The 26,987-nt window shown below is 61.0% G+C and carries 17 protein-coding genes and 6 pseudogenes; 14 read left to right on the forward strand and 9 right to left on the reverse strand.

The window, feature by feature from the left end:
- Positions 1-116: 116 nt before the first annotated feature.
- Together rhaS and AC0L2U_RS09875 are read right to left on the reverse strand one after the other, a co-directional pair.
- A complete protein-coding gene (gene rhaS / locus AC0L2U_RS09870; protein ID WP_013533599.1) occupies positions 117-1,112 on the reverse strand; it encodes a rhamnose ABC transporter substrate-binding protein in 996 nt (331 codons plus the stop codon).
- Positions 1,113-1,167: 55 nt separating this feature from the next.
- Positions 1,168-1,977 carry a DeoR/GlpR family DNA-binding transcription regulator gene (locus AC0L2U_RS09875; RefSeq protein WP_127397397.1) on the reverse strand — a complete coding sequence of 270 codons (810 nt, stop codon included), beginning with the start codon at positions 1,975-1,977 and terminating at the stop codon, positions 1,168-1,170.
- Positions 1,978-2,161: 184 nt separating this feature from the next.
- Between AC0L2U_RS09875 and AC0L2U_RS09880 the strand changes: the two genes are divergently transcribed.
- The 3 genes from AC0L2U_RS09880 to ggt all read left to right on the forward strand — a co-directional run bounded on the left by AC0L2U_RS09880 (position 2,162) and on the right by ggt (position 7,703).
- Positions 2,162-4,264, forward strand: coding sequence for a bifunctional rhamnulose-1-phosphate aldolase/short-chain dehydrogenase (locus AC0L2U_RS09880; RefSeq protein WP_473601812.1), 2,103 nt, complete (start codon positions 2,162-2,164; stop codon positions 4,262-4,264).
- A gap of 97 nt (positions 4,265-4,361) precedes the next feature.
- Positions 4,362-5,654, forward strand: coding sequence for an L-rhamnose catabolism isomerase (rhaI, locus tag AC0L2U_RS09885; protein WP_164895786.1), 1,293 nt, complete (start codon positions 4,362-4,364; stop codon positions 5,652-5,654).
- A gap of 309 nt (positions 5,655-5,963) precedes the next feature.
- Positions 5,964-7,703, forward strand: a complete 1,740-nt coding sequence (gene ggt, locus AC0L2U_RS09890; protein WP_128289873.1) for a gamma-glutamyltransferase — start codon at positions 5,964-5,966, stop codon at positions 7,701-7,703.
- An 87-nt stretch (positions 7,704-7,790) separates the two neighbouring features.
- Here the strand turns inward: ggt and AC0L2U_RS09895 are convergent, their stop codons facing one another.
- Together AC0L2U_RS09895 and AC0L2U_RS09900 are read right to left on the reverse strand one after the other, a co-directional pair.
- Positions 7,791-8,138 (reverse strand): hypothetical protein, encoded by a 348-nt coding sequence (locus AC0L2U_RS09895; protein ID WP_032808338.1) that lies wholly within the window; start codon positions 8,136-8,138, stop codon positions 7,791-7,793.
- 436 nt (positions 8,139-8,574) lie between these two features.
- Positions 8,575-10,680 carry a TonB-dependent siderophore receptor gene (locus AC0L2U_RS09900; protein WP_473601813.1) on the reverse strand — a complete coding sequence of 702 codons (2,106 nt, stop codon included), beginning with the start codon at positions 10,678-10,680 and terminating at the stop codon, positions 8,575-8,577.
- 401 nt (positions 10,681-11,081) lie between these two features.
- Here AC0L2U_RS09900 and AC0L2U_RS09905 point away from each other — a divergent pair, with 401 nt between their 5' ends.
- Genes AC0L2U_RS09905 through AC0L2U_RS09915 form a run of 3 tightly spaced genes read left to right on the forward strand, consistent with a single transcriptional unit; the run spans position 11,082 to position 14,824 of the window.
- Complete coding sequence (locus AC0L2U_RS09905; RefSeq protein ID WP_245486816.1) at positions 11,082-11,879, forward strand: ABC transporter substrate-binding protein; 798 nt, start codon at positions 11,082-11,084, stop codon at positions 11,877-11,879.
- The gene (fhuB, locus tag AC0L2U_RS09910) at positions 11,872-13,923 is read left to right on the forward strand and encodes a Fe(3+)-hydroxamate ABC transporter permease FhuB (RefSeq protein WP_128289871.1); all 2,052 of its coding nucleotides are present in this window, start codon (positions 11,872-11,874) and stop codon (positions 13,921-13,923) included. Before AC0L2U_RS09905 ends, fhuB begins: the two co-directional genes overlap by 8 nt.
- Before the next feature lie 25 nt (positions 13,924-13,948).
- Positions 13,949-14,824 (forward strand): alpha/beta hydrolase, encoded by an 876-nt coding sequence (locus AC0L2U_RS09915; protein WP_127398639.1) that lies wholly within the window; start codon positions 13,949-13,951, stop codon positions 14,822-14,824.
- Here AC0L2U_RS09915 and AC0L2U_RS09920 read toward each other — a convergent pair.
- The gene (locus AC0L2U_RS09920; protein ID WP_127807908.1) at positions 14,821-15,930 is read right to left on the reverse strand and encodes a DUF4432 family protein; all 1,110 of its coding nucleotides are present in this window, start codon (positions 15,928-15,930) and stop codon (positions 14,821-14,823) included. The two genes, AC0L2U_RS09915 and AC0L2U_RS09920, sit on opposite strands and share 4 nt — an antisense overlap.
- A gap of 175 nt (positions 15,931-16,105) precedes the next feature.
- Positions 16,106-16,543, reverse strand: coding sequence for a hypothetical protein (locus AC0L2U_RS09925; protein WP_127396933.1), 438 nt, complete (start codon positions 16,541-16,543; stop codon positions 16,106-16,108).
- Between the two features lie 1,215 nt (positions 16,544-17,758).
- Between AC0L2U_RS09925 and AC0L2U_RS09930 the strand changes: the two genes are divergently transcribed.
- Complete coding sequence (locus tag AC0L2U_RS09930) at positions 17,759-18,307, forward strand: hypothetical protein (RefSeq protein ID WP_473601814.1); 549 nt, start codon at positions 17,759-17,761, stop codon at positions 18,305-18,307.
- A gap of 2 nt (positions 18,308-18,309) precedes the next feature.
- The gene (locus AC0L2U_RS09935; RefSeq protein WP_473563798.1) at positions 18,310-19,326 is read left to right on the forward strand and encodes a S8/S53 family peptidase; all 1,017 of its coding nucleotides are present in this window, start codon (positions 18,310-18,312) and stop codon (positions 19,324-19,326) included.
- Positions 19,327-19,969: 643 nt separating this feature from the next.
- Here AC0L2U_RS09935 and AC0L2U_RS09940 read toward each other — a convergent pair.
- Entirely contained in the window at positions 19,970-20,410 is a 441-nt protein-coding gene (locus AC0L2U_RS09940; RefSeq protein WP_473601827.1) for a bifunctional hydroxymethylpyrimidine kinase/phosphomethylpyrimidine kinase, read from the reverse strand.
- 537 nt (positions 20,411-20,947) lie between these two features.
- On the opposite strand from AC0L2U_RS09940, the pseudogene AC0L2U_RS09945 reads away from it, so the two are divergent.
- The 4 genes and pseudogenes from AC0L2U_RS09945 to AC0L2U_RS09960 form a co-directional block, all read left to right on the forward strand.
- Positions 20,948-21,418, forward strand: a pseudogene (locus tag AC0L2U_RS09945) (transposase); the annotation flags it as partial.
- 182 nt (positions 21,419-21,600) lie between these two features.
- Positions 21,601-21,914, forward strand: a pseudogene (locus AC0L2U_RS09950) (Tn3 family transposase); the annotation flags it as partial.
- Positions 21,915-22,378: 464 nt separating this feature from the next.
- Positions 22,379-23,617 carry an ATP-grasp domain-containing protein gene (locus AC0L2U_RS09955; protein ID WP_473601816.1) on the forward strand — a complete coding sequence of 413 codons (1,239 nt, stop codon included), beginning with the start codon at positions 22,379-22,381 and terminating at the stop codon, positions 23,615-23,617.
- A gap of 187 nt (positions 23,618-23,804) precedes the next feature.
- Positions 23,805-24,255: pseudogene (locus AC0L2U_RS09960) on the forward strand (IS21 family transposase); the annotation flags it as partial.
- A gap of 66 nt (positions 24,256-24,321) precedes the next feature.
- On the opposite strand, the pseudogene AC0L2U_RS09965 reads toward AC0L2U_RS09960, so the two are convergent.
- A pseudogene (locus AC0L2U_RS09965) lies at positions 24,322-24,793 on the reverse strand (IS110 family transposase); the annotation flags it as partial.
- A 111-nt stretch (positions 24,794-24,904) separates the two neighbouring features.
- Between AC0L2U_RS09965 and AC0L2U_RS09970 the strand changes: the two are divergent.
- Both AC0L2U_RS09970 and AC0L2U_RS09975 read left to right on the forward strand, forming a co-directional pair.
- Positions 24,905-25,075, forward strand: a pseudogene (locus tag AC0L2U_RS09970) (IS5/IS1182 family transposase); the annotation flags it as partial.
- Between the two features lie 35 nt (positions 25,076-25,110).
- Positions 25,111-25,374, forward strand: a pseudogene (locus AC0L2U_RS09975) (ISNCY family transposase); the annotation flags it as partial.
- 78 nt (positions 25,375-25,452) lie between these two features.
- Here the strand turns inward: AC0L2U_RS09975 and AC0L2U_RS09980 are convergent.
- Positions 25,453-26,475, reverse strand: coding sequence for a histone deacetylase family protein (locus tag AC0L2U_RS09980; RefSeq protein ID WP_473601817.1), 1,023 nt, complete (start codon positions 26,473-26,475; stop codon positions 25,453-25,455).
- Between the last annotated feature and the right edge of the window lie 512 nt (positions 26,476-26,987).

Genomic DNA, 26,987 nt, shown 5'->3' on the forward strand with positions numbered 1-26,987 from the left:
GGGGCTCGTTTTTTTTAATAAGACACACCAAAAACCTAAACACCCCCTCAAACACGTTTCTTTAAACGCCGGGGCGGCCGGTCCCCCCCGCCGCGTCAGCTCTAGAGAACTCCAGATCAATAGATCTTGGAGAACTTTTCGATGTTCGACTTGTCGAACTGGAAGGGCGGAGCCATCGCAGCCGAGTTGGTGTCGTCGAGCGTGACCTTGCCGACGCGGCCGATCGACAGCGTGGCGCCGGGCTTCGCCTCTTCCTTCTTCACCGCCAGATCATGGGCGAGGTAGACGGCCGAGTAGCCGAGGTCGATCGGGTTCCACAGGGCAACCGCCTGACTGGAACCGTTGTCGATGAACTTCTTGAACTCGGACGGCAGCGCGAGGCCGGTGACATTGACCTTGCCGATCAGGTTCTCGTCGGTGACGACCTGGGCGGCGGCGACGACGCCGACGGTGGTCGGCGCGATGATCGCCTTGAGGTTCGGATAGGACTTCAACAGGCCCTTGGCTTCGTCGGTGCTCTTGGCCGAATCGTCATCGCCATAGACGGTGGCGACGAGTTTGATCTTGGGGAACTTCTCCGGCAGGATTTTCTTGGCCGCGTCGATCCAGGCGTTCTGGTTGGTGGCGGTCGAGGAGGCCGACAGGATGGCGACCTCGCCGCCTTCCGGCAGGTGGTCGGCGGCAAGCTTGATGATGGTCTCACCGATCAGGCCGGTATCGGACGGGTTGAGGTGAAGCTGGCGGCCTTCCTTAGCGACGCCCGAATCCCACGAGATGACGGTGATGCCGCGTTCCATGGCCTTCTTCAGCACCGGCACCAAGGCGTCGGCGTCATTGGCCGAAATGGCGATGGCGTTGACCTTCTGCGCGATCAGCGAATTGACCACTTCGATCTGCGCTTCGGCGGTCGCCTTGGTCGGGCCGGTGTAGATGATGTCGACATCGCCGAGTTCCTTGGCCGCCTCTTCGGCGCCCTTGTTGGCGGCATCGAAGAAGCCGTTGCCGAGCGATTTCACCACCAGTGCGATCTTGACGTTTTCGGCATAGGCGGCATTCACGAACATGGCGGCTGAGAATGCAGCCGTCACCATCAATTTCTTCAAGAAGCTCATCGAATTTCCTCCCTTGAGCGTTGCATTCCATCGTCGCTGCGAGCGCGAGTTGGCCTCAGGCCTGCAGTGAAGATTCTTCCTTGTTGGTCGCGGATGTGCGGGCGACGATCAGCGTCACCCCCGCGGTCTCCAGCATCTTGGCTTCGCGATCCTCGATGCCGTCATCGGTGATGACGGTGGCGATGCGCGACAGGCCGCACAGGATCAGGCTGGAGCGTTTGCGGAATTTCGAGGAATCGACCAGCACCACCAACTCGTCGGCTTGGTCGATCAGTTTCTGCTCCGCCTGGATCAAAAGCGGATCGCCCTCCATCAGGCCGAGCGGCCCCAGACCCTGCGCGCCCATGAACATGCGGCGCGCATAGAAATTGCGCGTCACGTCATTGTCGAAGGGCGACAGGATGATGTTCTGCTCGCGATAAATGGTGCCGCCCGACAGCATCACCGTGTTCTTGGAGTGCTTGAGCAGGTGCTCGGCGATCGGGAACGAATTGGTGAAGATCGGCATGCGGCGGCCGGTCAGGAAATGCACCATCTGGAACGTGGTGGTGCCGCCATTGATGATGATTGGTTCGCCGTCCTTGCACAGCTCTACCGCTTCACGCGCGATCGACCGCTTCTGCGAGGCGTTGATCGTTTCGTTGACGGAAAAGGGCCGGCCGGCCAGCCCGATGAACTGCGGCGGCGAGATTGCCTCGGCGCCGCCGCGCACGCGCCGCAGCCGCTTCTGGACGTGGAGAGCCGCGATATCGCGCCGGATCGTCGCCTCGGAGGACTCCGTCAGGTCGACCATCTCCTGCACCGTCACCACAGGCTTTTCCTGGACGGCGGACAGAATGATCCTGTGGCGCTCTTTTTCGTGCATGGTTCCTCCCTGCCTGAGCATCTAGGCACCCAAAACGCGCAGTGTCAATCATTTCCGATCATATAATTTCATTGTGCAGTGCAATATGATCGATATTGATCGTTTGTGATTGACAAGCCGGCTGCTTCCGTGGAAATTCGGACCAAATGGCCGCGCCTTTTGCGTGCCTTTGGGAGGATTGCATATGCTCGACAAGCGCACCGGCGCGCGCCTCGCCAATCTGTGGGATGAGGCCAAGGCTCACGCGATGAGCGGGCCGGAACTTCTGGTCTACCGCTCGAACACGCTCGGTTCCGACAAGCGCGTCACCAATTATGGCGGCGGCAACACGTCGTCGAAGATCTGGCAGAGAGACCCGCTCACCGGCGAGGATGTCGAAGTGCTGTGGGTCAAGGGATCGGGCGGCGACAGCGCCTCGATCAAGCTGGACGGCTTTGCCACGCTCTACATGGACAAGCTGCGCGCGCTCAAAGGTCTCTATCGCGGCGTCGAACACGAAGATGAAATGGTCGGCTTCCTGCCGCACTGCACCTTCAACCTCAATCCACGCGCGGCCTCTATCGACACGCCGTTGCACGCCTACGTGCCGAAGCCTTTTGTCGACCACATGCATCCCGATGCCATCATCGCCATTGCCGCCGCGAAGGATTCGAAGGCGCTGACGAAACAAATCTTCGGCGACGCCATCGGCTGGTTGCCGTGGAAGCGCCCGGGCTTCGAACTCGGCCTGTGGCTGGAGAAATTCTGCCTCGAACACCCCGATGCCAAGGGTGTCATCCTGGAAAGCCACGGCCTGTTCACCTGGGGCGACACCCCCAGGGAATGCTACGAGACGACGATCTCGGTGATCAACCAGGCGATCGAATGGTTCGAGCCCCGCTCCGAGGGTGTCGCTATCTTTGGCGGTGAAGTGGTCAAGGCACTCGACGCCACCGAGCGCCGTGCCATCGCGGCCAAACTGATGCCGAGGATTCGCGGCCTGATCTCGGAGAAGAGCCACAAAACAGGCCATTTCGATGATTCCGCCGCCGTGCTCGAATTCGTCAATTCCAGGGATCTGCGCCCGCTGGCGGCACTCGGCACCTCGTGCCCCGACCATTTCCTGCGCACCAAGATCCGCCCGCTGGTCATCGAATTCGATCCGGCCAAGCCCGATGTCGATGCGGTGATTGCGCGGCTTGCCGACGACATCGCAGCCTATCGCGTCGGCTACCAGGCCTACTACGACAGCTGCAAGCATCCGGACTCGCCCGTCATCCGCGATCCCAATGCCGTCGTCTACCTGATGCCCGGCGTCGGCATGTTCACCTTCGCCGGCGACAAGGCGACGGCGCGCATTTCGGGCGAATTCTATGTCAACGCCATCAACGTCATGCGCGGCGCCTCGACCGTCTCGTCCTATGTCGGCCTGCCTGCACAGGAAGCCTTCGACATCGAATACTGGCTGCTCGAGGACCTGAAGCTGCAGCGTATGCCGAAGGCGAAGTCGCTTGCCGGCCAGATCGCGCTGGTCACGGGTGGCGCCGGCGGCATCGGCCGCGCCACGGCCAACCGGCTGCTGCGCGAAGGCGCCTGCGTGGTGCTGGCCGACATAGACGAGGCAGCGCTAGCCAGCGCCAATGACGAACTGGCCAAAGTCTATGGCAAGGATTTCGTCCGCCCGGTGCTGATCAACGTCACCTCGGAGGAACAGGTTATCTCCGGCTTTGCCGAGACAGCGGTCGAGTTCGGCGGCATCGACATTCTGGTGTCGAATGCAGGGCTCGCCTCCTCGGCGCCGATCGAGGAGACGACGCTGGCGCTGTGGAACAAGAACTTGGACATCCTGTCGACCGGCTATTTCCTGGTCTCGCGGGAAGCGTTCCGGCTGTTCCGCGCGCAGAAGATCGGCGGCAACGTCGTCTTCGTCGCCTCCAAGAACGGCCTTGCCGCATCGCCCAACGCCGCCGCCTATTGCACGGCCAAGGCCGCCGAGATCCACCTCGCCCGCTGTCTGGCGCTGGAGGGCGCGGAGGCGCAGATCAGGGTCAATGTCGTCAACCCGGACGCGGTGCTTCGCGGCTCGAAGATCTGGACTGGCGAGTGGAAGGAACAGCGCGCCGCCGCCTACAAGATGTCGACCGACGATCTGGAGGAGCATTATCGCTCGCGTTCGATGCTGAAGCGCTCGGTCTTCCCGGAAGATATCGCCGAAGCGATCTATTTCCTGGCGTCCGACATGTCGGCCAAGTCGACCGGCAACATCATCAATGTCGACGCGGGCAACGCCCAGAGCTTTACGCGCTAGCCGCTTCGCCCTTCTCCCCGTCACTATACGGGGAGAAGGTGCCGGCAGGCGGATGAGGGGCAGCGCTGCCCGAACATATTTTGGGAGGAACCAGCACTTGTCCGAATCCATCATCTCCGCCGACCTCGTCGACAAGGACAACGCAGCGCGCAAGCCCAACCTCGAGCGCGACTACGCCTCGCTCGGCGAGCGGCTCGACCGTCGCGGCATCGCCATCGACGCTATCAGAGACAAGGTCGAGAAATTCGCGGTGGCGATCCCGTCCTGGGGTGTCGGCACCGGCGGCACGCGCTTTGCCCGCTTTCCCGGCGCCGGCGAGCCGCGCGACATCTTCGACAAGATCGAGGACTGCGCCGTCATCCAGCAATTGACGCAGGCGACGCCGACCGTCTCCCTGCACATTCCGTGGGACAAGGCCGACCCGAACCGGCTGAAGCAGGCGGCTTCGCGCTTTGGTCTTGGCTTCGACGCCATGAATTCCAACACTTTTTCCGATGCAAAGGACCAAGCGCTTTCCTACAAATTCGGCTCTCTGTCGCATGCCGATGCCGGCACGCGGCGGCAAGCGGTCGAGCACAATCTCGAATGCATCGAGATCGGCAAGACGCTGGGCTCCAAGGCGCTGACGGTGTGGATCGGCGACGGCTCGAACTTCCCGGGCCAGGTCAATTTCGCCAAGGCGTTCGAGCGCTATCTCGACGCCATGAAAGAGGTATACGCCGGACTGCCCGCCGGCTGGAAGCTGTTCAGCGAGCACAAGATGTACGAGCCGGCCTTCTATTCCACCGTCGTGCAGGACTGGGGCACCAACTACATGATCGCCAGGGAATTGGGCGACAAGGCGTTCTGTCTCGTCGACCTCGGCCACCATGCCCCCAACGTCAACATCGAGATGATCGTCTCGCGGCTGATCCAGTTCAAGAAGCTCGGAGGCTTCCATTTCAACGATTCGAAATATGGCGACGATGATCTCGATGCCGGTTCGATCGACCCCTACCGGCTGTTCCTCGTCTTCAACGAACTGGTCGATGCCGAACTGTCCGGCACCGAGGGTTTCGATCCGGCGCACATGCTCGACCAGAGTCACAACGTCACCGATCCGATCGAAAGCCTGATGCTGTCGGCGGTCGAGGTGCAGCGCGCCTATGCGCAGGCGCTGCTCGTCGACCGCAAGGCGCTGGAAGGTTTTCAGGACAGTAATGACGCGCTGATGGCGACGCAGACGCTGAAAGCCGCCTACCGAACCGATGTCGAGCCGATCCTGGCCATGGCGCGGCTGAAGACCGGTGGCGCCATTGATCCGGTCGCGGCCTATAGGGCGGCGGGTTACCGCGCCAAGGTCGCTGCGGAACGTCCCGCGGTCGCCGGTGGCTCGGGCGGCATTGTCTGAGCCCGAGCCGGCCCCCTCACCCGGCCGCTTTGCGGCCACCGCCCTCCGGGCGTTCGTTGTTCGAAAAGCCAAGCAGTTGGCTTTTGGCCCGCCGCGCGGACCACGCCTCACCCCCGCTGGGGAGAAGAGACTGACGTCAGCGCTGACAACCTCCTCTCCCCTCGGGGAGAGGTCGGATTGCCTCGAATTGCGCTTCGCAATTCAGTTGGCAATCCGGGTGAGGGGGCTCTTTCTCACGCTCCCTTAATTGTTAGTGGACTCGATCAGTCCAACACGGTCTTCTAGGCGTCCCCCGCCCGGAGAACCGCCATGCCTCTCAACCGTCGGACATTGATCGCCGCCAGTCTTTCCATCACCTTCGCCCTCGCGCCGTTGACGGGCGTCTTCGCCGCATCGCCTGCGCCAGCCAAGGGCGAGCACGGCATGGTGGTGACGGCCCAGCATCTGGCGTCCGAAGTCGGTATCGAGGTGCTGAAAAAGGGCGGCAATGCTGTGGATGCGGCGGTTGCCGTCGGCTATGCGCTCGCGGTCGTCTACCCCAATGCCGGCAATATCGGCGGCGGCGGCTTCATGACCATCCGCTTCAAGGACGGCAAGTCGACCTTTCTCGATTTTCGCGAGCGGGCGCCGCTGGCGGCGACAAAAACCATGTATCTCGACAAGGACGGCAACCCGGTGAAGGGGGCCAGCCTCGACGGCTATCTTGCGGTCGGCGTGCCGGGTTCGGTGGCCGGTCTGGAGATGGCCCGCGAAAAATACGGCAAATTGTCCCGCCAGGATTTGATGGCGCCGGCAATCGGCTATGCCAGGGACGGCTTCATCCTCAACCAGGGCGACGCCGCCTCGTTTGCCGGCAGCGCCGACAGGCTGGCGAAGGACCCCGCGGCCGCCGCCATATTCCTGAAACCCGACGGCAAGCCCTATGGCATCGGCGAACGGCTGGTCCAGCCCGACCTCGCGGCGTCGCTCGCCGCCATTTCCGAAGAGGGTACGGATGCCTTTTACAAAGGCGCCATCGCCGATGCCATCGTCAAGGCGAGCGGCGCCAAGGGCGGCATTCTCGCCAAGCCCGACTTCGAGCAATATGCGGTGCGCGAACTCAAGCCCGTGACCTGCACCTATCGCGGCTACGAGATCACCTCCTCGCCGCCGCCCAGCTCCGGCGGCGTCATCATCTGCGAAATCCTCAACGTTCTGGAGGGCTATCCCTTATCCTACCTCGGTGCCGGTTCGGCTGAGACGGTCCATGTCATGGTCGAGGCGATGCGCTATGCCTATGTCGACCGCAATTCCGCGCTCGGCGATCCCGATTTCGTCGACAATCCGGTCTCGAAATTGCTTGATAAGGCCTATGCCAAGGATATCCGCGACAAGATCGACCCGTTCCGGGCCGGCGTGTCGCAGGATCTGATGCCGAAGGGCTTTGGCGAGAGCAAGGAGACGACGCATTATTCGATCATCGACGATGAAGGCAATGCGGTCGCGGTCACCTACACGCTGAATGGCTCCTTCGGAGCCGGCGTCGTCGCCGACGGCACCGGCATCCTGCTCAACAACGAAATGGACGATTTCACCCAGAAACCCGGCGTGCCCAATCTCTACGGCCTTGTCCAGGGCGAGGCCAACGCCATCCAGCCGAAGAAGACGCCGCTGTCGTCGATGAGCCCGACCGTGGTCGCCAAGGACGGCAAGCCGTTCATGGTCATCGGCAGCCCGGGTGGCTCGCGCATCATCACGATCACGCTGGAAGCGATCGTCAATGTCATCGACCACGGCATGAACATCCAGGAGGCGATCGACGCGCCTCGCATCCACCATCAATGGCTGCCCGACAAGGTTTATGTCGAGCCGTTCGGCCTGTCGCCGGACACAGAAAAGCTGCTGGCCGACATGGGATATCACCTCGATCTCGCTGACCAGACCTGGGGGCAGGCGGCCGGCATCCTGGTCGGCGGCAAGAGCCTGGCGGAAATCGAGAAGGGCAGCGGCGCGCGCTACAACGGCGCCATCGACAGCCGCGCGGCCTCTGGCGAGGCGCTCGGATACTGATAGCTCGGAGGAAAAGCTTGGTGCAGCGTGGCGATTCGGGTTGATCGCCCGCTGCTCAAGTGGATCGGCATCACACCGATGCGACCGTCACAAGACCAGCGTGAGGGTGGACGCAACCAGCATCAAGGCGGCAATGCCGACGAACAGCGCATAGATACGCGGCCGGTCGAGCAGCAGCGCGTTTCCGGATATCCAGGCGGACGTGGCGCCGCCAAGCGCGAAGAGGAAGCCGTTGCGGTGCCCGAAGACCATCGATGCGGCCATCAGCCCGCCAATGATCAGCGCACCGAACACGATGATCACGGCAACGGCATATCTCTCGAAATCATTGCCGCTTCCCATGCTCGGGCCGATTGCGTTCAAGGTTGGCAGATCGTCCGGATCGAAAGGGTTCGTCGACCCGTATTCGTCTTGACCGGCAGGCTCTCGCATCATTCATTCTCCGTATAGCGGCAACAAACCATCAAGCCTTGCCGAGCGCAACCCGATCGCACTCCCTTCAATGCGTTTGGTACGGTCTTCTACACCTTCTGGCGACGACCGCCGCCGGTTTTTTGATTCGTTGCCTTTTTCAGGCAATCCAATCCAGAGCGCGCCGGCCCGAAGGCGGTCGTGGCACCATCATCCTGGAATGCATTCGTGGAGGAAAAATGATGCGGGACGTGGATTGCGCTTCGCGGGCAGCGATTTTCGGCGAGCGGGACGTCGCACGCGGCCGTGGCGGTGCGAATCGGCTTGCCGCCACCCGGACGGAGGACAGGACCGCGTCGAATCGCGGCTCTGGACGCGTCGCGTCGTCACAGGTTCATGCGGCGCGCTTCAGATCCTGCATGCCAGATCACTGCCAGTCGGGGCAGCCGAGCGGCATGCATCAGAACTTCATGCTGAGGCTGCCCTTGATGACGCGGCCTTCGCCATAGATGCAGCTGAGGTCGGCATTGCTGCCGGCCTCATAGCAGGTCGAATAGTAGGTCTTGTCGAACAGGTTGGAGACATTGAGCGCTGCCTGCCAGCCATTCTTCTTGTAGCGCAGTGCTGCGTTGACCAGCGTGTGGCCGGGCACGTTAACCGTGTTCGTATTGTCACCGAAGCTGGCGCCGATATAGCGCACGCCGGCGCCGACACTCAGGCCCTCGAGCACGCCGCTGCCAACCTCATAGTTGGCCCACAGCGATGCCTGGTGTTCCGGCACCCTGGCCGGGCGGTTACCGATGACGGCGGCGGCATCGCTGGTTATCTCCGCGTCGAGATAGGTGTAGGCCGCCGTCATGCTGAGGCCGGAAGCCAGATCTGCGTTGGCCTCGATCTCCAGGCCGCGATGGCGGACTTCTCCGGTCTGGACCTGGTAGACGGGATTGGCTGCTGCCGTCGGCACATTGGTCTTGCGCAGGTCGAACAGCGAAGCGGTGATGAAGCCGGGGAAGAAGGTCGGCTCGTATTTCAAGCCGACTTCATACTGCTTGCCCAACGAGGGCAGCAGCGCGTCTCCGGACTGGGTCGGGCCGATATTGGTGGTGAAGGATTCGGCATAGCTGGCGTAGGGCGTCAGGCCGTTGTCGAAGAGATAGCCGATGCCGATATTGCCGGTGAAGGCATGGTCCTTCTGATCGTAGCTGCCTGCACCGTCGAGTCGGTTGAAATTGGTGTGGTCGATCCAGGCCTGCCGGCCGCCGATTGTCAGGACCCAGTGGTCGGCGATCTTGGACTGGTTTTGTGCATAGAGGCCGACCTGGCCGATCGTCTCCACGCGATCCGTAATGATGAGACTCGGCGGCGTGACAGGGATCGAGTAGTCAGGGTTCTGGGTGTCCAGCGGCGGACCCGCCCCGTAGCCGTTGCGCCCGTCGACCGATTGTCTGCTGTAATCCAGACCGAACAGCAGCTTGTTTTCGACCACGCCGAAGTCAGCCTTGTACTCGGCCTGGTTGTCGACGTTGAACAGCCTTGCCGTCTCATCCACGGTGAACAGCGTGCGCTGCACCGTATGTTCGTCTGCGCCGATGTATGGGCCGCCAAGCCACTCGCCAAAATAGAGCTGCCGGTAGTCGGTTTCCTGCTGCGAGTAGCGCAGGTTTTGCCGCACCGTCCAATGGTCGTCGAACTCATGGCTGAACTGGTAGCCGATCGAACCATGGTTGGCATCGAAGCGGTCGAAGTCAGGCGAGCCGGTGAAGAAATTGCGCGGCAGATTGCCATACTGCGCCGGCAGAAACTGATTCGTCGTCAGCCTGTCCCACTGGTAGTTGGCCAGGACGGTCAGCGAGGTCTGCGCATCCGGCTGCCACTTGAGCGCCGGCGCGACGAAGATGCGGTCGTTGCGGGAATAGTCGGTTTCGAGCGCGCCGTTGCGAACCAGGCCGGTCAGCCGGTAGGACCACACGCCGGCATCGTCGATCGGGCCGCCTATATCCAGCCCGGCCTCGACGGTGTTGAAGCTGCCATAGCTGAGGAAGCCGTCATAGATCGGCTTGTCAGTCGGCCGCTTGGTGACGGCATTGACCATGCCGCCAGCCTCGTTCTCGCCGTAGAGCACCGAGGATGGCCCCTTCAAGACTTCGATTCGCTCCAGCCCGTAGGGCTCGATCTTGAAGCCTGAGAAATCGATCACTTTCTGCGGCAGCCCGTCGCGATAGATCGCCGACGTGCAGAGGTCGAACCCACGAATCAGGCATTGGTCGAAGCGATCGTCGACGCCCCATGGCGAGATGGTGACGCCGGCGAGATAGGACAAGGCGTCCTCAAGCTGCCCTGGCTGGCGATCATCGAGCTGCTTGCGGGTCACCACCGAAATCGAGCGTGGAATCTCCTTCAGCGGCGTGTCGGTTTTCGAGCCGGTGGTGGTGTTTTTGGCGATGTAGCCGTCATCCGGTCCGACCGGGCTGTCGCTCTGTCCCTCGACATTGATCGGGTTGAGCTCGGTCGCGGCTTCCTGCGCAAGGGCTTGGGTGCAAAGCAGGGTCGAAAGCGATGCGACCACGAGGCCCCGGGTCCGGCTTCGCCGCCGCGCCGCACGATATGCACTCAACCGCATCTTGATACCCTCACTGCCCGCAATGCGCGCAGGACCGTTTCGCCTTGCGCCAATTTAAATTTGTTGACTCGGTTAGTCATCTTCAATGTTGACTATGGAAGTCATGTTTCATAGTCAACCGACCATCGGCTGCCGGCAGCCAGATTTTTGAATGCGTCGTTTTGGAGAAAACCCGTGCCTGAAATCCACGCCCAGCCGGCTTTCCGCACAGGCGCTGCGCGATGATGGCAGCCCTTGAATCCCACAGGGCCGACCGTCTCCGCGGTCGGATCACCCGGCGCGGCGCGCTGGGACTTTTCGTTCTGCCCTTTGCCGCAATTGCATCGCCATCTGCCACGGCGAAACCGTTGCGCATCGTCTGCCTGGATGACGGCCTGGCCGAGACCTTGCTCATGCTCGGTGTCAGCCCGGTTGCCATTGCCGGTCGCGACATCTGGGAGACCTGGGTGGTCGAACCGCCGCTGCCGCCTGAGATCGCCGATGTCGGAACGCTGCTCGAACCCAATCTCGAATTGCTGCAGCAACTCAGGCCCGACATCATCCTGTCCATGCCGTATCTCGACGGCATCAAGCCGCTGCTCGAACGCGTGGCGCCGGTGACGACGATCGGGCTCTATACCGAGGCCGGGCAGCCCTATCAGCGCGCGCTCGAGGCGACGCGCCAGCTTGCCAGGCTTGTCGGCAAGGAAAGCGAAGGCGAAGCGCTGATCGCGGCGACAGATGCGTATTTTTCGGAAGTCCGCCGGCAGCTGGCGCCGCTTTCGGCGCGGCCGATCTATGTCGTCAGCTTCATGGATCCGCGCAATGTGCGCGTCTACGGCAAGAAGAGTCTGTTTCAGGAGGTGTTCGATCGCATCGGGCTCGCCAACGCCTGGACGGCCGAGACCAATTATTGGGGGTTTTCGACCGTCGGTATCGACGGGCTGGCGACATCCAGCGACGCTCGCCTCGCCTATCTCGAACCCTTGCCCGAGGGCGCGGGCGGCACGCTGACCGAAAGTCGGGTCTGGAACGCCATGCCTTTCGTGCGCAACCGCTCGATCATGCGTCTTCCCGCCGTCCATATGTTCGGCGCCCTTCCGTCCGCCACCCGTTTTGCTCGGGTCCTGGCGTCTGCGATGACTGTGGAGGCCGCCCGTGGCTGAGGATGCTGCGGCCATTGCCCAAGGGGGGAAGCATGCGTCGGCCGGCCGGGCCTCCGCGTGGAGCTTTTTCAGGAATCAGCCGGTAGGCGCGATCCTGCTTTGCGCGGTGCTGCTCGCGGCAGCGTCAGCGGCAACCGTCTCAAACCTCACCGTGCAGCTACCATCGGCGCTCTGGCTCCAATCGCTCGCCGCCCCCGACATCGCCGACATGCGGCAGGTGCTCGTCCACTATGCTTTCCTGCCTCGGCTTGCCGTCAGCCTTCTGTGCGGTGCGGCGCTCGGGCTTGCCGGAACCGTCCTGCAGCAGGTTCTGCGCAACCCGCTTGCCTCGCCCGAAACGGTCGGCGTCTCGGCCGGCGCCTATCTGGCGCTGGCACTAGCAACGCTTCTGTCGCCGTCGCTGCTTGCCTTTGGCCGCGAATGGGTGGCGCTGGGCGGCGCATTCGTTGCCCTTGCCGCCGTCATAGCTCTGTCCTGGCACAAAGGCCTGTCACCGCTTTCGGTGGTGCTAGCGGGGCTTGTCGTCAGCCTTTATGCCGGCGCCATCGGTGCCGCTCTCATTGTGCTGCGGCATGAATGGCTGGCCAGCCTGTTCATCTGGGGCGCCGGTTCGCTCGGCCAGCAGGACTGGTCGACGACGCTGTGGCTGTTGCCGCGCATCGGCACTGCTGCGCTTGCGATCTTCTTCATAGTGCGGCCACTGACCTTGCTTGGCCTCGACGATGAAGGCGCGCGCAGTCTTGGCGTGCCGCTCGGCGCCTATCGCTTCGCCGGACTGGCGGCCGCCGTCGCGCTGATCGCGTTTGTCGTTGCCGCTGTCGGCGTCATCGGCTTCGTCGGCCTGGCCGCGGCGACGCTCGCGCGCATCGGCGGTGCCCGGCGGCTGGGCCAGCAACTGGTGATGGCGCCGCTGATCGGCGGGGCGCTGTTGTGGGCTGCCGACCAGGCCGTGCAGATCGCCACCGGGCCGCAAGGCGACCTGCTGCCGACCGGAGCGATTACAGCACTTCTCGGCGCGCCGCTGCTTCTCTGGCTGCTGCCGCGCCTTGCTCTGGGCTCGGAAGCCCCGACCTTGATGGCCGCGCGCCTGCCGCGCGCAAGCCGGCCCGGCCTTATGCTGACGGCGATCGGCCTGGCCTTGCTTTTGCTGCTCGGGCTGGCCCTGCTCTATGGACCGGGCCCGCATGGCTGGACCTTCGCCTTCGGCGACGAGCTGCAGCCTTTGCTGTCGTGGCGGTGGCCCCGCGTGCTTGCCGCGCTGAGCGCCGGGGCGATGCTGGCGCTTGCCGGGCTGATGATGCAGCGGCTGACCGGCAATCCGATGGCGAGCCCCGAAGTGCTTGGCATCAGCGCCGGTGCTGCGCTCGGCATGATGGTGGCGCTGTTTGCGCTCTCCGATGCCGGGCGCCCGGTTCAGACGGCGGCGGCAACCATCGGCGCCTTCGCCGCTTTGCTGGTGACGCTGGCGATCGGCCGTCGTGCCGCCTATGCGCCGGAGCGGCTGCTGCTCGCCGGCGTTGCTCTGACGGCCTTGTTCGACGCGCTGATCCTGGTGCTCACCGCCACCGGCGATCCGCGTGCCATGCTGCTGCTCAACTGGCTGACCGGTTCGACCTATGGCGTCGATGTCGGTGACGCCTTGCTCACCGGTGGCATCGCCGTCTGCCTCTTCGCGCTCGCGCCTTTCTTCATGCGTTGGCTCGACATCCTGCCGCTTGGCCCCGCCGCTGTGCAGGGCCTTGGCATTGACCTGAAGAGGACGCGGCTTCTCGTGCTGCTGGTGGTCGCGGCACTCACCGCAGCCTCGACCCTGATCGTCGGTCCGCTGACCTTCATCGGCCTGATCGCGCCGCACCTTGCCCGTCGCCTTGGCCTCTCCCGTGCGCTGCCGCAGGCCGTGGGCGCGGTGCTCGCCGGCGCGCTGATCATGGTCGCCGCCGATTGGGTGGGCCGCACCGCCATCTTCCCGCGCCAGGTCCCGGCCGGTCTCGTCGCCACACTGATCGGCGGCCCGGTGCTGATGTGGCTGCTGCGCCGCCGCTGACCGTTTTGCCCTTGTGGAGATATCGATGCCCAAGTCGACGCCAGCTCTGATCGCCGACACCACGGTCCACGATCTTGTCCCGGCGCAGGTCGGCGCCCCCTGGCGGATATTCCTGCATGTGCCGTCCGGGCCGGTGCCAGAAGCCGGCTGGCCTGTGCTCTACATGACCGACGGCAACGCCGTCATCGGCACGGCGGTCGACGCCATGCGCGCGCAGGCCTTCTATCCAACGGGCAGCAATGTCGGCTGGGGCGTCATCGTCGCCATCGGCTATCCCGTCGAGGGCGCCTATGACCCGCTGCGCCGCTCATGGGATCTCGGCCCGCCGCCGGGCAAGACCTATCCGCCCTTCTATGAGGGCACGCCCGAAGTCCGGACCGGTGGGGCAGGGGAGTTCCTTGCCTTCATTGAGGACGAGTTGAAGCCGTGGGTCGCCAGTCGGATCACGGTCGACGCTAGCCGCCAGGCGCTTTACGGCCATTCTTTCGGTGGTCTGTTTGCGCTCTATGCCCTGTTCACGCGGCCGTCTGCCTTCCAGACCTGGATCGCGGCGAGCCCCGCCATCTATTGGGAAGAGCGTGCCATCGACCGCTTTCTCGAAACCTTCGAGGCCGCCATCCCCGCTGGTTTGGCGGCGACCGTGATCCTGTCGGCCGGCGAGTACGAGACCGAGAAGCTGGCGCCGTTCCAGATTGGCGCCGAGGACGAGGAAAAGCGCCTGCAGCAGAAGAAGATAACACGCACCGACGAATTCGCGCGGGCAATGGCGCAGCGGCTTGATGCTCTCCCGGGCGTGCGTGCGCGCTTCGAGCTGCACGCTGGCGAAAACCACATGTCGATCCTGCCGGTCACGGTCAATCGCGCGGTTCAGGCAGCGTTTGCGGTGAGGGCTTGCGACTAACGGCCTTCACCTCTCAACGCTGCAATGGCTTGTTCTCGTTGTGTGGCTGCGTCCGCGTCCATAGCGCCAAAACGCAGGGCACAGCGGAATTTTTCCCCGGGTGCGACGCGAACCAGGCGGCCTCTTTCCTTGGCCGCAAGATAGCCGTCTGGTTCGGCGGTGGCCGGCAGCACGAGGCCAAGCGCGTCCTGGTCGGCGCCGCGCGTGATCCAGCGGACGGCATAATTGAGCTCGTCGGGGCGAAAGCTGACGAAATCCGCCGTACGGTCCGGATGGACCTGCAAGGCGTGCGCCCAGCCCTGGGGGTCCGCCTTAGCCCTCATCGTCAGCACGAGTTCTGGGTCGATCGGCTCGCCCTTGGTCAGCAGGCGATGCCGCGAAGGATCGGCGACAACGGCATCGCGGTAGGCAAGATAGCTTTCGCTCGGTGTGAAAAAGGGCGGCAGCGTCTGGCGCACGACAATGTCCGCGGAATCATCCGCTACGGTGTCGACCAGGCGCCCGCCATCGGCCGGCTTGAAATTGATGTGCGCCAGGTACATCAACTCAATGGCCGAGCGTTTCAGGTTCTCGATCACGATGTCGACGGCGAGGCTGCTGGCGTCGAGTTGCAGCCGTACGGTGGGCTCCATCACATAGTCATGGCTGAAAGCGAGGGTCTGTCGGCAGCGCCCCGTCAGCGCCATGAAAGGCCCTTCGGAATTGCCGCCGGCGATCAGTTGCACATCCTGATAAGGCGCATTTGGCAGGTCGCCGTGAAGCGGGTGGCGGTCATCCGGCCCCGGATTTCCCATTGCGGTGGCGCCGCAGTGGATGAAGAACGCGCCGTAGTTGGAAAGATAGTCGCGGGTCGCGACCGGCTCATCGAACATCGAGCGCATGGTCAGGGAGCGGCCGAGGAAGGTCGCGTCCCAGATCTGCTGTCCTTGGAACGGCAGCATGACGATTTCGCCCTTCGCGTTGCTGATCCGAAGCCCGGCAACGCCGGATCGGTAGCGAAAGGCGGTGGCGACAAGCCCGCGATAACGCGCGACGATGGTTTCCGACGGGCCGAACTGCTCGGGCACGAGATCGACGAAGACGTGATCGGAGTAGTCCAGATGCATTGTTTCGACCTCTATCCACCGCAAGCGTGCGTGCCGATAGTCGCAGGAAACATCTGGAAATCAACGGCAGCACGTTTCACAGCTTCTGCCAGGACGGCTGGTGGCAGAGTCTCTTCGCGCCCTCCTGGGAGAGCGCTCGAAACTGCAAGCTTGCCAGGCAATATCCCGCGATTGCCTATCCGCGAGCCGGCGGCAGCTCGAACAAAGTGGCGCCGTTCTCCCGGCCGCGCTCGACATAGCCGATAACGCCGAACCATCTTGCGACATCCGGCCCCTGGAGCCAGCTGCGCGAGTGGATGGCGAGGTTGCCGGCGAGCGCCTGGATGTGCTTGATATGCCGCTTGCAGAAGCGAACGGTCGCGGCACGGAAGAAGTCTTCCCGTGCGGCGAACAGCGTGTCGGCGGCGTCGCTGTTCTCATGCCAGGCGATAATTGCCACGGCCTTGTCGCCCTCGACAAGCGCGTGCGCGCGGCCCTCCTTCAAATTCATCATCAGATTGTCGTAGGCGATCTTGCTGTCCTTGCCGGCCGCCGCGTATTCGTCCGACATCCGCTTGGACAGACCGCGAAAGACATCCTCCAGATCCCCAAGCGTTGCTGCGCGTGCTCTCATTTCACCTCCTGCAGCCCCGGCAGGCAGTTTGCCCTAGGGTTGAGGGGTGGCCAAGCAAATTAAATCCGTCTGCGGGCTAATGTGCGCAAAGTGATTCCACTTGGCGATGCAGGCGGCGACGCGATGGGGTGTGTCCAGAACGGACCTTGGGAAAATGGTGCCCAGAGGCGGAATCCAAGCGACGGAAAACTCGCTCTGTTTCCAAATTGTTAGGCCTACGCTATAGCCGGGCTGGCCAACAAAACTACCAACAAAATATTTCTGTGGATTGGTTCGGTTCCTCGACACACTCTGTTCGCGCAATACCACGGTGTCCCAAACCTATCTCAAAAGGCCATTGCTGTCGTTACTCGAGTTGGGTCCATATAACCCCTCTCGATCGCATTGCATGTTGCCGTGGGAAAATCGCAGGTCCGCTGACTCCGATTTGCTGACCTCTGATCGCTCACCAATTCAAGATCGCGGAGAGGAGCATCTTTCGATTCGCGCCTGTCATTCTGAAAATATTGCTCTTTCACACTCCTACAGCATAATTGTTACGCGGCTACAAGGCGATCGGATGTGGCGGCGACAGGCACTCGGGAAGCACCTGCCGCTCGAGCTAGGCGCGACCCCGACTGTTGAACAGATCGGCATGCGGGCACTTCGCACGAGGTGCGCCGGCAGTAGCCCATGCACCTGGTTTTTTCAGACGTACTCGCGTTCAGACTGCAAATTGGGCGGCGCGATGCCCAGCTGAAGAGAATTGCGTCGAAGTAATCTGAAGGCCGGCTCGAGGGCTCTCCGATGGCCGGAGCGCGAAGGGAGCTTTGCTGCGCCCATGCGGGTAGGTTCACACTCCGCGTGTTCGGCGACATCCGACAATTGTGTCGGCTTTGTCGGTTTGACGACACAGCCTTGTTGGCCGGCATCTTGGACGTTTTTGGCTAAGCCGCTGAAAACAAACGTATAATCCATTCCCCTTACACCGTCATATAGATTGGCACGAATTTCGCTGAATTTCTTCGATAGGGCGGGAGCAGCTTGCCAGGGAAGAGCGAAGAGATGGCTCGACAAAATTGAAGGACGGAGGATCACAGATTTGTTGCGAATGAATACGTTGCCCGCTGGCGGCCCTGCGTCTGCGGCTAGAGCCTCCGTGCGGTTGAAGATGCGGCGAGGGTTTACATGATTTGCTGGCGGGTCCAACAATGGGCGCTGCAGATGTGCATACGGTTGGCGAGCTACGTCCTGTTCGTGATGGCATTCTTCGTCAGCGCTATGACTGCGAACGGACAGGAGACCAGCCTTGTCGGCATTTACCAGGGTTCGGAGCTAACCGCGGCCGCCAACCATCTGGGGCAAGGCGGATACGAGCTGTCGGGTGGTACCAAAGTGTCTTTCGACAAGTGGTACCACAGCAGATGGATCGACATGCGATTTGAAATGTTGACGCAGCTGTCGGATGATTTCGGTCTCCTGTGGGGCGCGAGCACCGGCCAACGCGCCGAAAAGGTCCGAATCGACCCAGGTGTGAAACTCGGCTTTATTCTGCAAAAGCGACCGACGCCGTCCACGACGCTTTCTCTCACCGTCAGTTCGATTTTGGGCGGGAACCTGACGGAACGACCTTGCACGGCTGACTATGGCGCCCTCGGCGGCTTCCATACAGTGAATTGCCGTCTGGCCGCCTCGCAACTGCGGCCCTCGGACACGTTGAAATACATGACAAACCTCAAGCCAAGCCGATGGAAACTCGACCTTCGGTTCAGGGGTGAATTTTAGCGATGGTGAAAGGCAAGGCCGTAAATTTCATTGATGAAGAACAATCAGACAGGAAGTTGATTATGCACAAAACACAATTGTTCCCGGCAGGTTTCGTTGTCGGTCTTATAGCATGCCTGTTGGCTGCACCCGGTTTCGCGGGTGATCTCGATGCCGGTATCAGCCGCAAAGGAACGACCGGTAATCCAGCCGCGGAAAGCAGTAGCTCGGGCTGTCCACAAAATGCCGACGGCACATTCTGCTGGATGAGCCCAGACATTGGTGAAGCATGGACATCAGGCTTTATCGGTTCCGGCGTATCGATAAATGTCATAGATGATTTCAAGGAACAGCCATTTGATGCAGACCTCGGTCGCGGTACGCAGAGGCAGCGACATGGAGATTGGGTCGCTGAAATTGCCGGCATGGTCGCCCCTGGCGCAAACATATTCAAGTACGACTATCTCGAGGGGCCTTCGATCGGGCTGCAGGACGGCCTCAATATCATCAATGCGAGCTACCGCACTATAGAGCCACTGAGCCAGCATCCGCGCGAGCAGGCGATCGTCGATGCCGCCTGGGCGGGCACTGCCATCGTCGCAAAGAGTGCCGACAACCGCAGCAACGAGGTAGGTAGGCCGCATGAAGGGGATTTCGATGAGCTAACCCTCGGGCTGATCGGGGCGCCATCGGCAATCTTCGTGGGTGCGCTCGACCACAATGGCACTCCCGGGAACAAGACGCGGCTGGCCCGATACTCGAATTATCCCGGCTCAAACGCCGAGGTGCGGAACCAGTTCCTGACCGTGGGTGTCGAGGGTGACAACACTGGCCTATACGGCACGTCTTATGCGGCACCTGTGGTTGCAGGCTATGCCGCCATACTTGGCAGCAAGTTCACGTCAGCAACTCCGACACAGATTACTAATCAGTTGCTGGACACCGCTAGGACCGACACGCTCGTCAATTACAATCCGGCGACTTACGGCCGCGGCGAGGCCAGCCTTTCGAGGGCATTGGCACCCGTTTCGATCAGGTAGACGAGCACTTCGATCGAGCAACTGATTCTGTGAGGCGTTGAGAGCCACACAAATCGCCTCCCAGAATTCAGCAGCTGTGCCGTTGACCGATCCAATCATAAACAAGAGCCACTGCGTTTTTATTGAAGTCCGTTGCCGGTAAACAAGGCCGAATAGCAGCAGGGCCAGTTCTGACCAAGTAAGAGCGGAGCGCCGGCGGCACCTCTGCGTCATGGTCTTCCCAGCCTGGTGCTCGAACGGCGAGAGCGCCCGAACTCGAATGTGACATCCCTGGAAAGAGGCATCAAGCCGCAGCAGCTGGTGTCGGTCGAATATTCCAAGGTTCTATCGGCGCCCTGTCGCGAGGTTTTCCGGGCGTGAATTTTCGATTGGGCGATGCGTTCGCGCTGAGTGGGGTCTTGGCGGAGCAGGGCGGGAGCAGTTCGACTGTGTCATAGGCAATACTGAGCTTTCAGATGGAGCAGCGCAGAGCCTTGCTCGAGGATTTGCTGGCCCGCATCCTTGCTGGAAGACCCGTGATGCAAATCACCTAACGGTCCTTTGTCACCAGTGATCAAAACGCCGGACCGATAAAGTGTCTCACCATGATTTCGTCGTTCGCAACGTTCCGCCTGCACAGCTGTGGACCTACAGACCAGCACTCTTACGACGCAGGGAATAGGGGAGCTTTTCGCAAGTCACCGCTCGGATAGGGCGTCATGTCTGGGACTAAACATCTAGACCAGGATCGCCTCCCAGACTTGATCGGAGCGTTGGATGCGTTCGGCACGATCAGCTTTTCGGCCCCGAAGTCCTTCGATCCGGCAAGCGCATCGAAAACATGTTGCTTGGCTTGGCGCATGCTCGCTTCCAGCGACGCTCCAAGAGCAAGTGAGGCCGCGACTGCGCTGGCCATCATGCAACCCGTTCCGCGCATCTCACGCGGCCAGCGGGGCGCCTCGAACCGAACTGCAGGTTGGTTCGGCTGCCCAAGCACGTCGACGCAACGCGTTCCTTGTGCATGGCCGCCCTTGACGAGTACGGCGGCCCTCACCGTCCTCGATAGCTCTTGGGCCTGACGACAAGCCCCTTCTTCGTCCGCGATCGGTGCTCAATGGCTAACAAGAATATTCTGCTGATCGAGCCCGGCGGCGGCTATCCTCATCGAGGATGTCGGCAAAGCTCAAGCGATAAAGAACGTCTGCCGGCGCGAAGCCGAGCAAAACAGGCCTATGCGCCGATTGGCCTTTCAGGCAGTCGATAACAATAGCGGTTGTCACTCTGCGAATCCGACGACAAAATTGCAGTTCCAGACTGCACATTCTGCAGTCTAGACCTGCAGGTCAAGGCGGAATTTTGTCTGCACGGCAACTTTTGCGGGCAATCTAACAAGTTTTGCTATTCCCCCTAAAAGTTCGCTCGCGCTCAGTGCGGAGCAATGTTTTTGGGTCGAGGCTAAGGCGCCGATTCGATCAGAGAAAAGGTTCGGCGCGATGCTGCACGATTGCGACAATACGATCCCGAATAAGATCTCCGTTCGGAGCCGCCTCTAGAGGTATAGCAACATGGGGAGCCGAGTCGAAGGTCCGTCGAGCGCAGTTTGCCATCAGTTGCGCGGCACGGGAAACCGGCAGTTCCATCGTTTGTTGACGGGGCCGCCAGCTGGAGCCGCGTGGAGTGCGTCATCGCCCGCGTCGAGGTCGGCGCCCAAGGTGCTGACACCCGCTTCATCGTCACCAATCTTGCAGGCGGGAAAGCCAAGGCGCTCTACGAGGATCTCTACTGCCGGCGCGGAGCGGCCGAGAACCACATCAAGTCCTGGAAGACGCATCTCACCGCCGACCGCACATCCTGCACAAGAGCGACGGCCAACCAGTTCCGGCTGTTCCTGCATGCCGGCGCCTATTGGCTGATGTGGGGCCTGCGCGCTGCGATGCCCAAACGCTCGAGCTTTGCCGTCGCCCAATTCGACACGCTGCGATTGCGCCTCATCAAGATCGCCGCGCGGGTGGTCGAGATGAAAACCCAGATCCGCCTGCACCTGCCGACATCCTGCCCCGACCAGCGTATTCTGCGCATCGCCCTCGACCGCATCCCGCGGCTCGCGACATAACCGCAGGGCGCTGACGCCCCGAAACGAACCCGCCGACCGCAACCTGCAAACCCCGCCTTCCATCACGACGGATCACCGCCGGCGCCTGACGAGGCTTACCAAAAAGCACCGCAACGGCGGCCAGATCGCCGCTTCAGGCCGCCAAAACCTCATCGCCGTGCATCAAGGCGGCTAGGTTATCCCGGAAGCGAAACTCAACTGTTGAAGAGCGGCGAATTGCTGACGACAATCGAGAAGGCCTCAACAACAGACGCCGGTGCTTCGATAGCTGGAGCCATTGTGGCGGAGTTCCGCAATCGAAATTCGCTGCTCCCGGCGGCCAACATTATCGAGCGGCTCGCGCTATCGCTCGTCGGCGTGCGGAAAAGCTGATCGAAGGCCTTTCGACTGAAGGCTGCAAGACCTCGACCGTCTTCTGGAGGTTGACCAAACGATCGGGCAGACGCGCTTTCATTGGTTGCGATCTTCGCCAGAAGCACTTGGTGCATCGAACGTTGAACACCACGACCTTGTCACATTGCGAGCTGTCTGGGCAGGGCGGCACCATCCCATCTTGTAGGTCGGTGCACTCACAGTCATGGGCTCGCTGCTACCTCAATTCCTTACCGCTCAATCAATGTGACAGCACCGAACAAATAGATACGACGAGCCGCCGCGTGGGTGTCCGATAACGTGTGTTCGAACTCAATCGAGCATTCCTCAATCCGGGGGGCAATAGAGACAGCCCGGCGCCCCCTAAGCATCGCACACTTTCGGAAATTCATCCAGACGCTCCGTGCCACACCGCCGGTAACAATAACGCTGCAACTGATCCTTAAAACAAATTCACAGAAAATTTGCGAACGCACAGCGGCAATAATAGTACCTAGTACTAAATTCTGAGTTCAGGCAAAGCTAAAAAGCTGATGCCGGTTTGGGCTTGGACCTCGGCACAGCACGCGACCTCGGAGTTACCAGCCAATGGCAAGAAGAGCATTTATCATGGTTGAAGGCCATCCAAGGGGTAGCGGTCTGCTATACGTCCAAGCGGCCAGGCGTCTTGGTCTTCATCCAATTACCCTATCGGCTGATCCGACTCAGTACGATTATGTTTCGGGGGAAAAAATTGAGGCAATTCGTGTCGATACAAACGATCTTGAGGCGCTGATCCGCGAATGTTCCCAGCTACGTGCGACCTGTGACATCGCTGGAATTACTGGATTTGCGGGCGACGACGAGTTGGTCCCAGCGACAGTTGGCAAGCTCTGCCGCCATTTCGATCTACCGGGGCCGGATCCCGCATCCGTTGAACGATGCTGCGACAAATTCACTCAACGTCAGCTCCTCGCGGAGGCCGGCGTTCCAATACCTACTTATCGCTTAGCCACGAATGCGACGGATGTAGAAAGCTCTGCTGCGGAGATCGGACTGCCGGTGATTATTAAGCCAGCCGTAGGTAGCGGCAGCATTGGTGTCCGATTGTGCAGCAATGTCGATGAGGTGGCCGAACATACGACCTATCTGCTGGGCGGCAAGCACACATGGCGATCTTCACCGAGGATACTGGTCGAAGAATTCGCCCAAGGCCCCCAATATACCGGTCACATAATGGGCGATGAGGTGATAGGGATTTCTGCCGCTGACTTCAGTGGTCCGCCGCATTTTGTATTTCGTGAAGTGATTTTTCCGGCCCCGCTGGCTGATGAGCAAAAGTGTATCGCCGCTGTTTCGCTGAACTGTTTGCGTGCTCTCGGTCTTGGCTGGGGGCCAACGAACATTGAATTCCGGTGGACGAAGCGTGGCCCAGTCGTCATTGAAGTCAATCCGCGTCTTGGTGGCGCCCCAGATCCCCAAATGATTCAGTTGGCTTGCGGTCTCGACCTAATCGACGAGCACGTCAAACTTATCATCGGCGAGCAATGCAAATTGCACAGAAGGCGTTCGCATGCTGCGGCCACGCGGATGCTGGTTCCTGATCGCGATGGTATCCTCGATTGGATCGATAACGGCAGTCGCGCGGCTACTGTACCAGGCGTGGTCGAGGTCAAATTTTATGTTGAATCCAAAACGCAGATCATCAGGAAGGGCGATTACCGCGACTACATCGGACATGTTGTCGTCGCTTCACCCGACCTTGCACAGACCGAGGCTATACTTCAGCGTGCCGTCGATTTGATCGGTTGGTCGATCACACCATTTCCGGCCGCGGGCGAAGAATAGGAGGAGATTCTGCGGTCCTTCCCTCCCGAGGCCGGCGACTGGGCCAACGATATCCACCCTGAGATTAGGAAGGTGATAGCTTCCGATCGCCCGGGCGACCTCGCGCTCGAGTATCTGCCAGGCGGACGGCTCAGCGGCCCCTTGCTCTTGAGCGCTGCGTCTAACGCCGCACTCACCGTCCTAACGTCGAGCGCAGCGGGCCGGTGCGGAGGCAAATTCCCCCGGGGAAGTGACCACCGGCTCGGCAAGCGCGGCGGACCAAATTCCTCCACCCCGACCCGGCTTTGGGGCGTCCGGAGCGACGGTCACCAGCAGCCTGGCCCGCTCGGCCTGCGAATGCGTCGCCGCCTGAAGCGAAATGCGGAGGCGATTTACCACGATTTGTCGATCAATTTGGCTTTCCGTCCAGCTATCAGAGCGGCAAGCGATTTGTGCGCACGTCGCGACACAACGATCCCAAGTAGTTTGATCGTATTGAGTTCCTCCCCGCTGAGGAGGCTCTGGTCAACTATGGCGAGGGCGCGCTGACGATCGATCCCAAGAGCGGCCGGCACCGTCGTCCCAGCCTGTTCGTGATGACACTGCGCTATTCGCGGCGCAGCTTCCGGCGAGTGGTCTGGCAATCCAGCCAACAAGTCTGAGCACGGCTTCACGAAGTGGATGCCCGTCAGCAACCAGTTCCCAACCTTTCGCCGGAACTATGAGCCAATAGATCGACTGAACTGCAGCCCATGTTCCTTCAGCATGGATCGTGTCTGGTTTTTGAGATCGCGACGGATCTCCACAAGTCTTGACCGAGCGACGAGTATGGACCGGGTGGCCTGACTCTCTGCGCTCTTGACCTTCACTTCCCGATACCAGCCGACGCGAACCAGTTCGGCCAGGCCGCTGGCATCGTTCTCATCGCTCTTTGTTCATTCGGACTGAAAGCGCCGCCTTTGCATGCCGAGCATCAATGCAGACGACCGGCAACCCGACCCTTTTTAGCTCGTGCCAGAGCCAGCTGGACATGGCACCAGTCTCAAATCCGATGCGCTCGGCGAGAGGCGCACGTTTACGGAGCATATCCGTCAACGCTCCGGAATCGGACTTCGCCTTTCTTTGGGTCACCGTCTTTCCAGTATCGTCGACTACACAGACGCTCGTCTCCCTCTGCGACAGTAGAGTAGGCGGCAAGCGCCGCGCGGCCTTTCAGCGGCCGGTTTCTTCCCGCCTCTCCCCGAACCGAGCATGCGCCTTTCGTTACGCACTCGGCTCTCCAGAAGACATGGCAAAGTCATGCATCGCCATGCTGGCGATGCCATCAATGCGCTGCTCGTGGCCGCCGGCCACAATCTGCGCCTCATCCTCGCCACACTAGCGCTTTGGCGTGCGCTCATCCTGCTGGCTATCGCTGCTCGCGGCGCCAAACCGGATACTTCCTCCCGTCGCTGCGGCACTGCCGCGTCAATGGCTTAGCCATTGTTCAGGGCGGACTAGATAGAAGTTCCAGCTTGAAGCTCAACCTGACCTCTGGCAGGAGCGGCATGATCCTCGATCTGGTGATCGAGGCGGGCAATCCGCGCGACAGCGATCGATTGCTGCCGATGCTGGAACGCCACATCGCCTTCTATGGTCACGCGCCGCGGCAGGCGGCGGCCGACGGCGGCTTTGCCAGTCGCGACAATCTGGCTACTGCGAAGACCTTGGGCGTTCGCGACATGGCATTCCACAAGAAAGCCGGCCTCAGGATCGAGGACATGGTCAGAAGCAATTGGTAAAATAGTCTAGTGCGCCCCTGTTCCCCCAGTTACCACGGCCGATCATCCCTGATGACGAAAAGAGTGCGATTGGGGTTAGCCATCTATAGCAGCGAGGAATGCCACAAGATTGTCGCCGAGTTCGGAACAGGGATATCCGCCTTCCTGCAACATGGCGACAGGTCCATCAAACGAACCGATTGTCTCGGCAGCCCTCCGAAAGCCATCAGTGCTTACGTCAAATACACTGAGGGGATCGGCGCGGTACGCATCGAGGCCAAGCGAAACCAGTAGGACATCCGGCCCGAAATCTCTTACCTTTCGCATGGCCACCGAAATAGCATGGAGAAACGCCGACTCGTCACTGCCAAGCTTTAACGGCAAATTGAGGTTGAAGCCTGCTCCCGCACCGGATCCAACTTCATCCGCATAACCGCTAAAGAAGATCGGAAATCCGTCGGGATCGGCATGGACAGACACCGTCATAACGTCAGGACGATCATAGAAGATTTGCTGAGTCCCGTTCCCGTGGTGAATGTCGATATCCAGAATGGCAATATGCTCCGCTCCTTGCATCCGTAGTGACTCGGCGAGCGTCGCAATGTTGTTGAGGTAGCAAAATCCCCAAGCCATGTCCGTGCAGGCATGATGACCAGGTGGGCGGCAGAGACCGTACGCGCGCCGCTCGCCGCTCGCGATCAAACTACCAATATTGAGGGCGATATCTATGCTGGATCGAGCCGCCGCCCAGGTCCCCCGGCCGACGGGAGATCCCGTGCCCGCGAGGTGAAATCCGGCGCGCGCAATAATATGACTTGCATAACGTGATGCAAACCTGTTGGGATGTGTAGTAGGCACGATTTCTGGACCTGCTTGAGGCAGCGCAAGCCATTCATTGATGCCATTCTCCAAAAAATCGAGATAACGCGCTGTATGCACACGCCTCAGCGCCGAGGCGTCCGTTGGCTTCGCCTTCAGCGCCTCATGTCCGGCGGCCAGGGCCGACGCAAGTAGCACATCCGCGCGTTCGGGCCGTTCGGGGCTTGGCTCCAACCTGCCGTGACAAATGAACATTTGCGGGTCGTGACTACGATGACCTTCCGAGTGAACGATTTTCATCTCTATTGCTCCTTAAGCTCCCCAGCCTGACCTGCCCCTGGGCAGATCAGGCGGCCCGATCGCTGGTGCGAACGGACAACAGCTTCAGTAACTTCAGTGGGGGTGCACTTATCGACCACCGAAACTGAAGTACTTCTCTGAGTTGGGGCTCCGATTATCAAGCGGTTTCGGTTCACGTCCCGTCCCACCCACACGAAGCCTCCCTTTGGGACCGATGGGCCCTCTCGCAGAAATCAACCGCTTAGAGGAGTATACTTGCTCAGAACACGCTATCGTTGGATTAAAATTTTCAAAATTTTCGCAACAATTTTATTCCAATCTAACCGCTGGGGAGGCCCTCAGTCAGCCGGCCTTTGCACTGACGGATGAGTGCGAGCTCCACGGCAAAAGTTCCGGCAGACTGCTCTGCGGCTCGTCAGCGAGACAGGCTCGCGGGTCGAGGTTGTTGAGGTTTTCAGTTGCGATCTGCGGTATGTGCGGCCGGGCGATCGGCGTCTCGCTGGGAGCAGTCG

The sequence above is a fragment of the Mesorhizobium sp. WSM4808 genome (genome assembly GCF_055811675.1).

Bases quoted from the DNA above. Each gene is read 5' to 3' on its own strand.
- rhaS (WP_013533599.1), bottom strand. From the start codon at position 1,112: ATGAGCTTCTTGAAGAAATTGATGGTGACGGCTGCATTCTCAGCCGCC.
- AC0L2U_RS09875 (WP_127397397.1), bottom strand. From the start codon at position 1,977: ATGCACGAAAAAGAGCGCCACAGGATCATTCTGTCCGCCGTCCAGGAA.
- AC0L2U_RS09880 (WP_473601812.1), top strand. From the start codon at position 2,162: ATGCTCGACAAGCGCACCGGCGCGCGCCTCGCCAATCTGTGGGATGAG.
- ggt (WP_128289873.1), top strand. From the start codon at position 5,964: ATGCCTCTCAACCGTCGGACATTGATCGCCGCCAGTCTTTCCATCACC.
- AC0L2U_RS09895 (WP_032808338.1), bottom strand. From the start codon at position 8,138: ATGATGCGAGAGCCTGCCGGTCAAGACGAATACGGGTCGACGAACCCT.
- AC0L2U_RS09915 (WP_127398639.1), top strand. From the start codon at position 13,949: ATGCCCAAGTCGACGCCAGCTCTGATCGCCGACACCACGGTCCACGAT.
- AC0L2U_RS09920 (WP_127807908.1), bottom strand. From the start codon at position 15,930: ATGCATCTGGACTACTCCGATCACGTCTTCGTCGATCTCGTGCCCGAG.
- AC0L2U_RS09925 (WP_127396933.1), bottom strand. From the start codon at position 16,543: ATGAGAGCACGCGCAGCAACGCTTGGGGATCTGGAGGATGTCTTTCGC.
- AC0L2U_RS09935 (WP_473563798.1), top strand. From the start codon at position 18,310: ATGGTGAAAGGCAAGGCCGTAAATTTCATTGATGAAGAACAATCAGAC.
- AC0L2U_RS09955 (WP_473601816.1), top strand. From the start codon at position 22,379: ATGGCAAGAAGAGCATTTATCATGGTTGAAGGCCATCCAAGGGGTAGC.
- AC0L2U_RS09980 (WP_473601817.1), bottom strand. From the start codon at position 26,475: ATGAAAATCGTTCACTCGGAAGGTCATCGTAGTCACGACCCGCAAATG.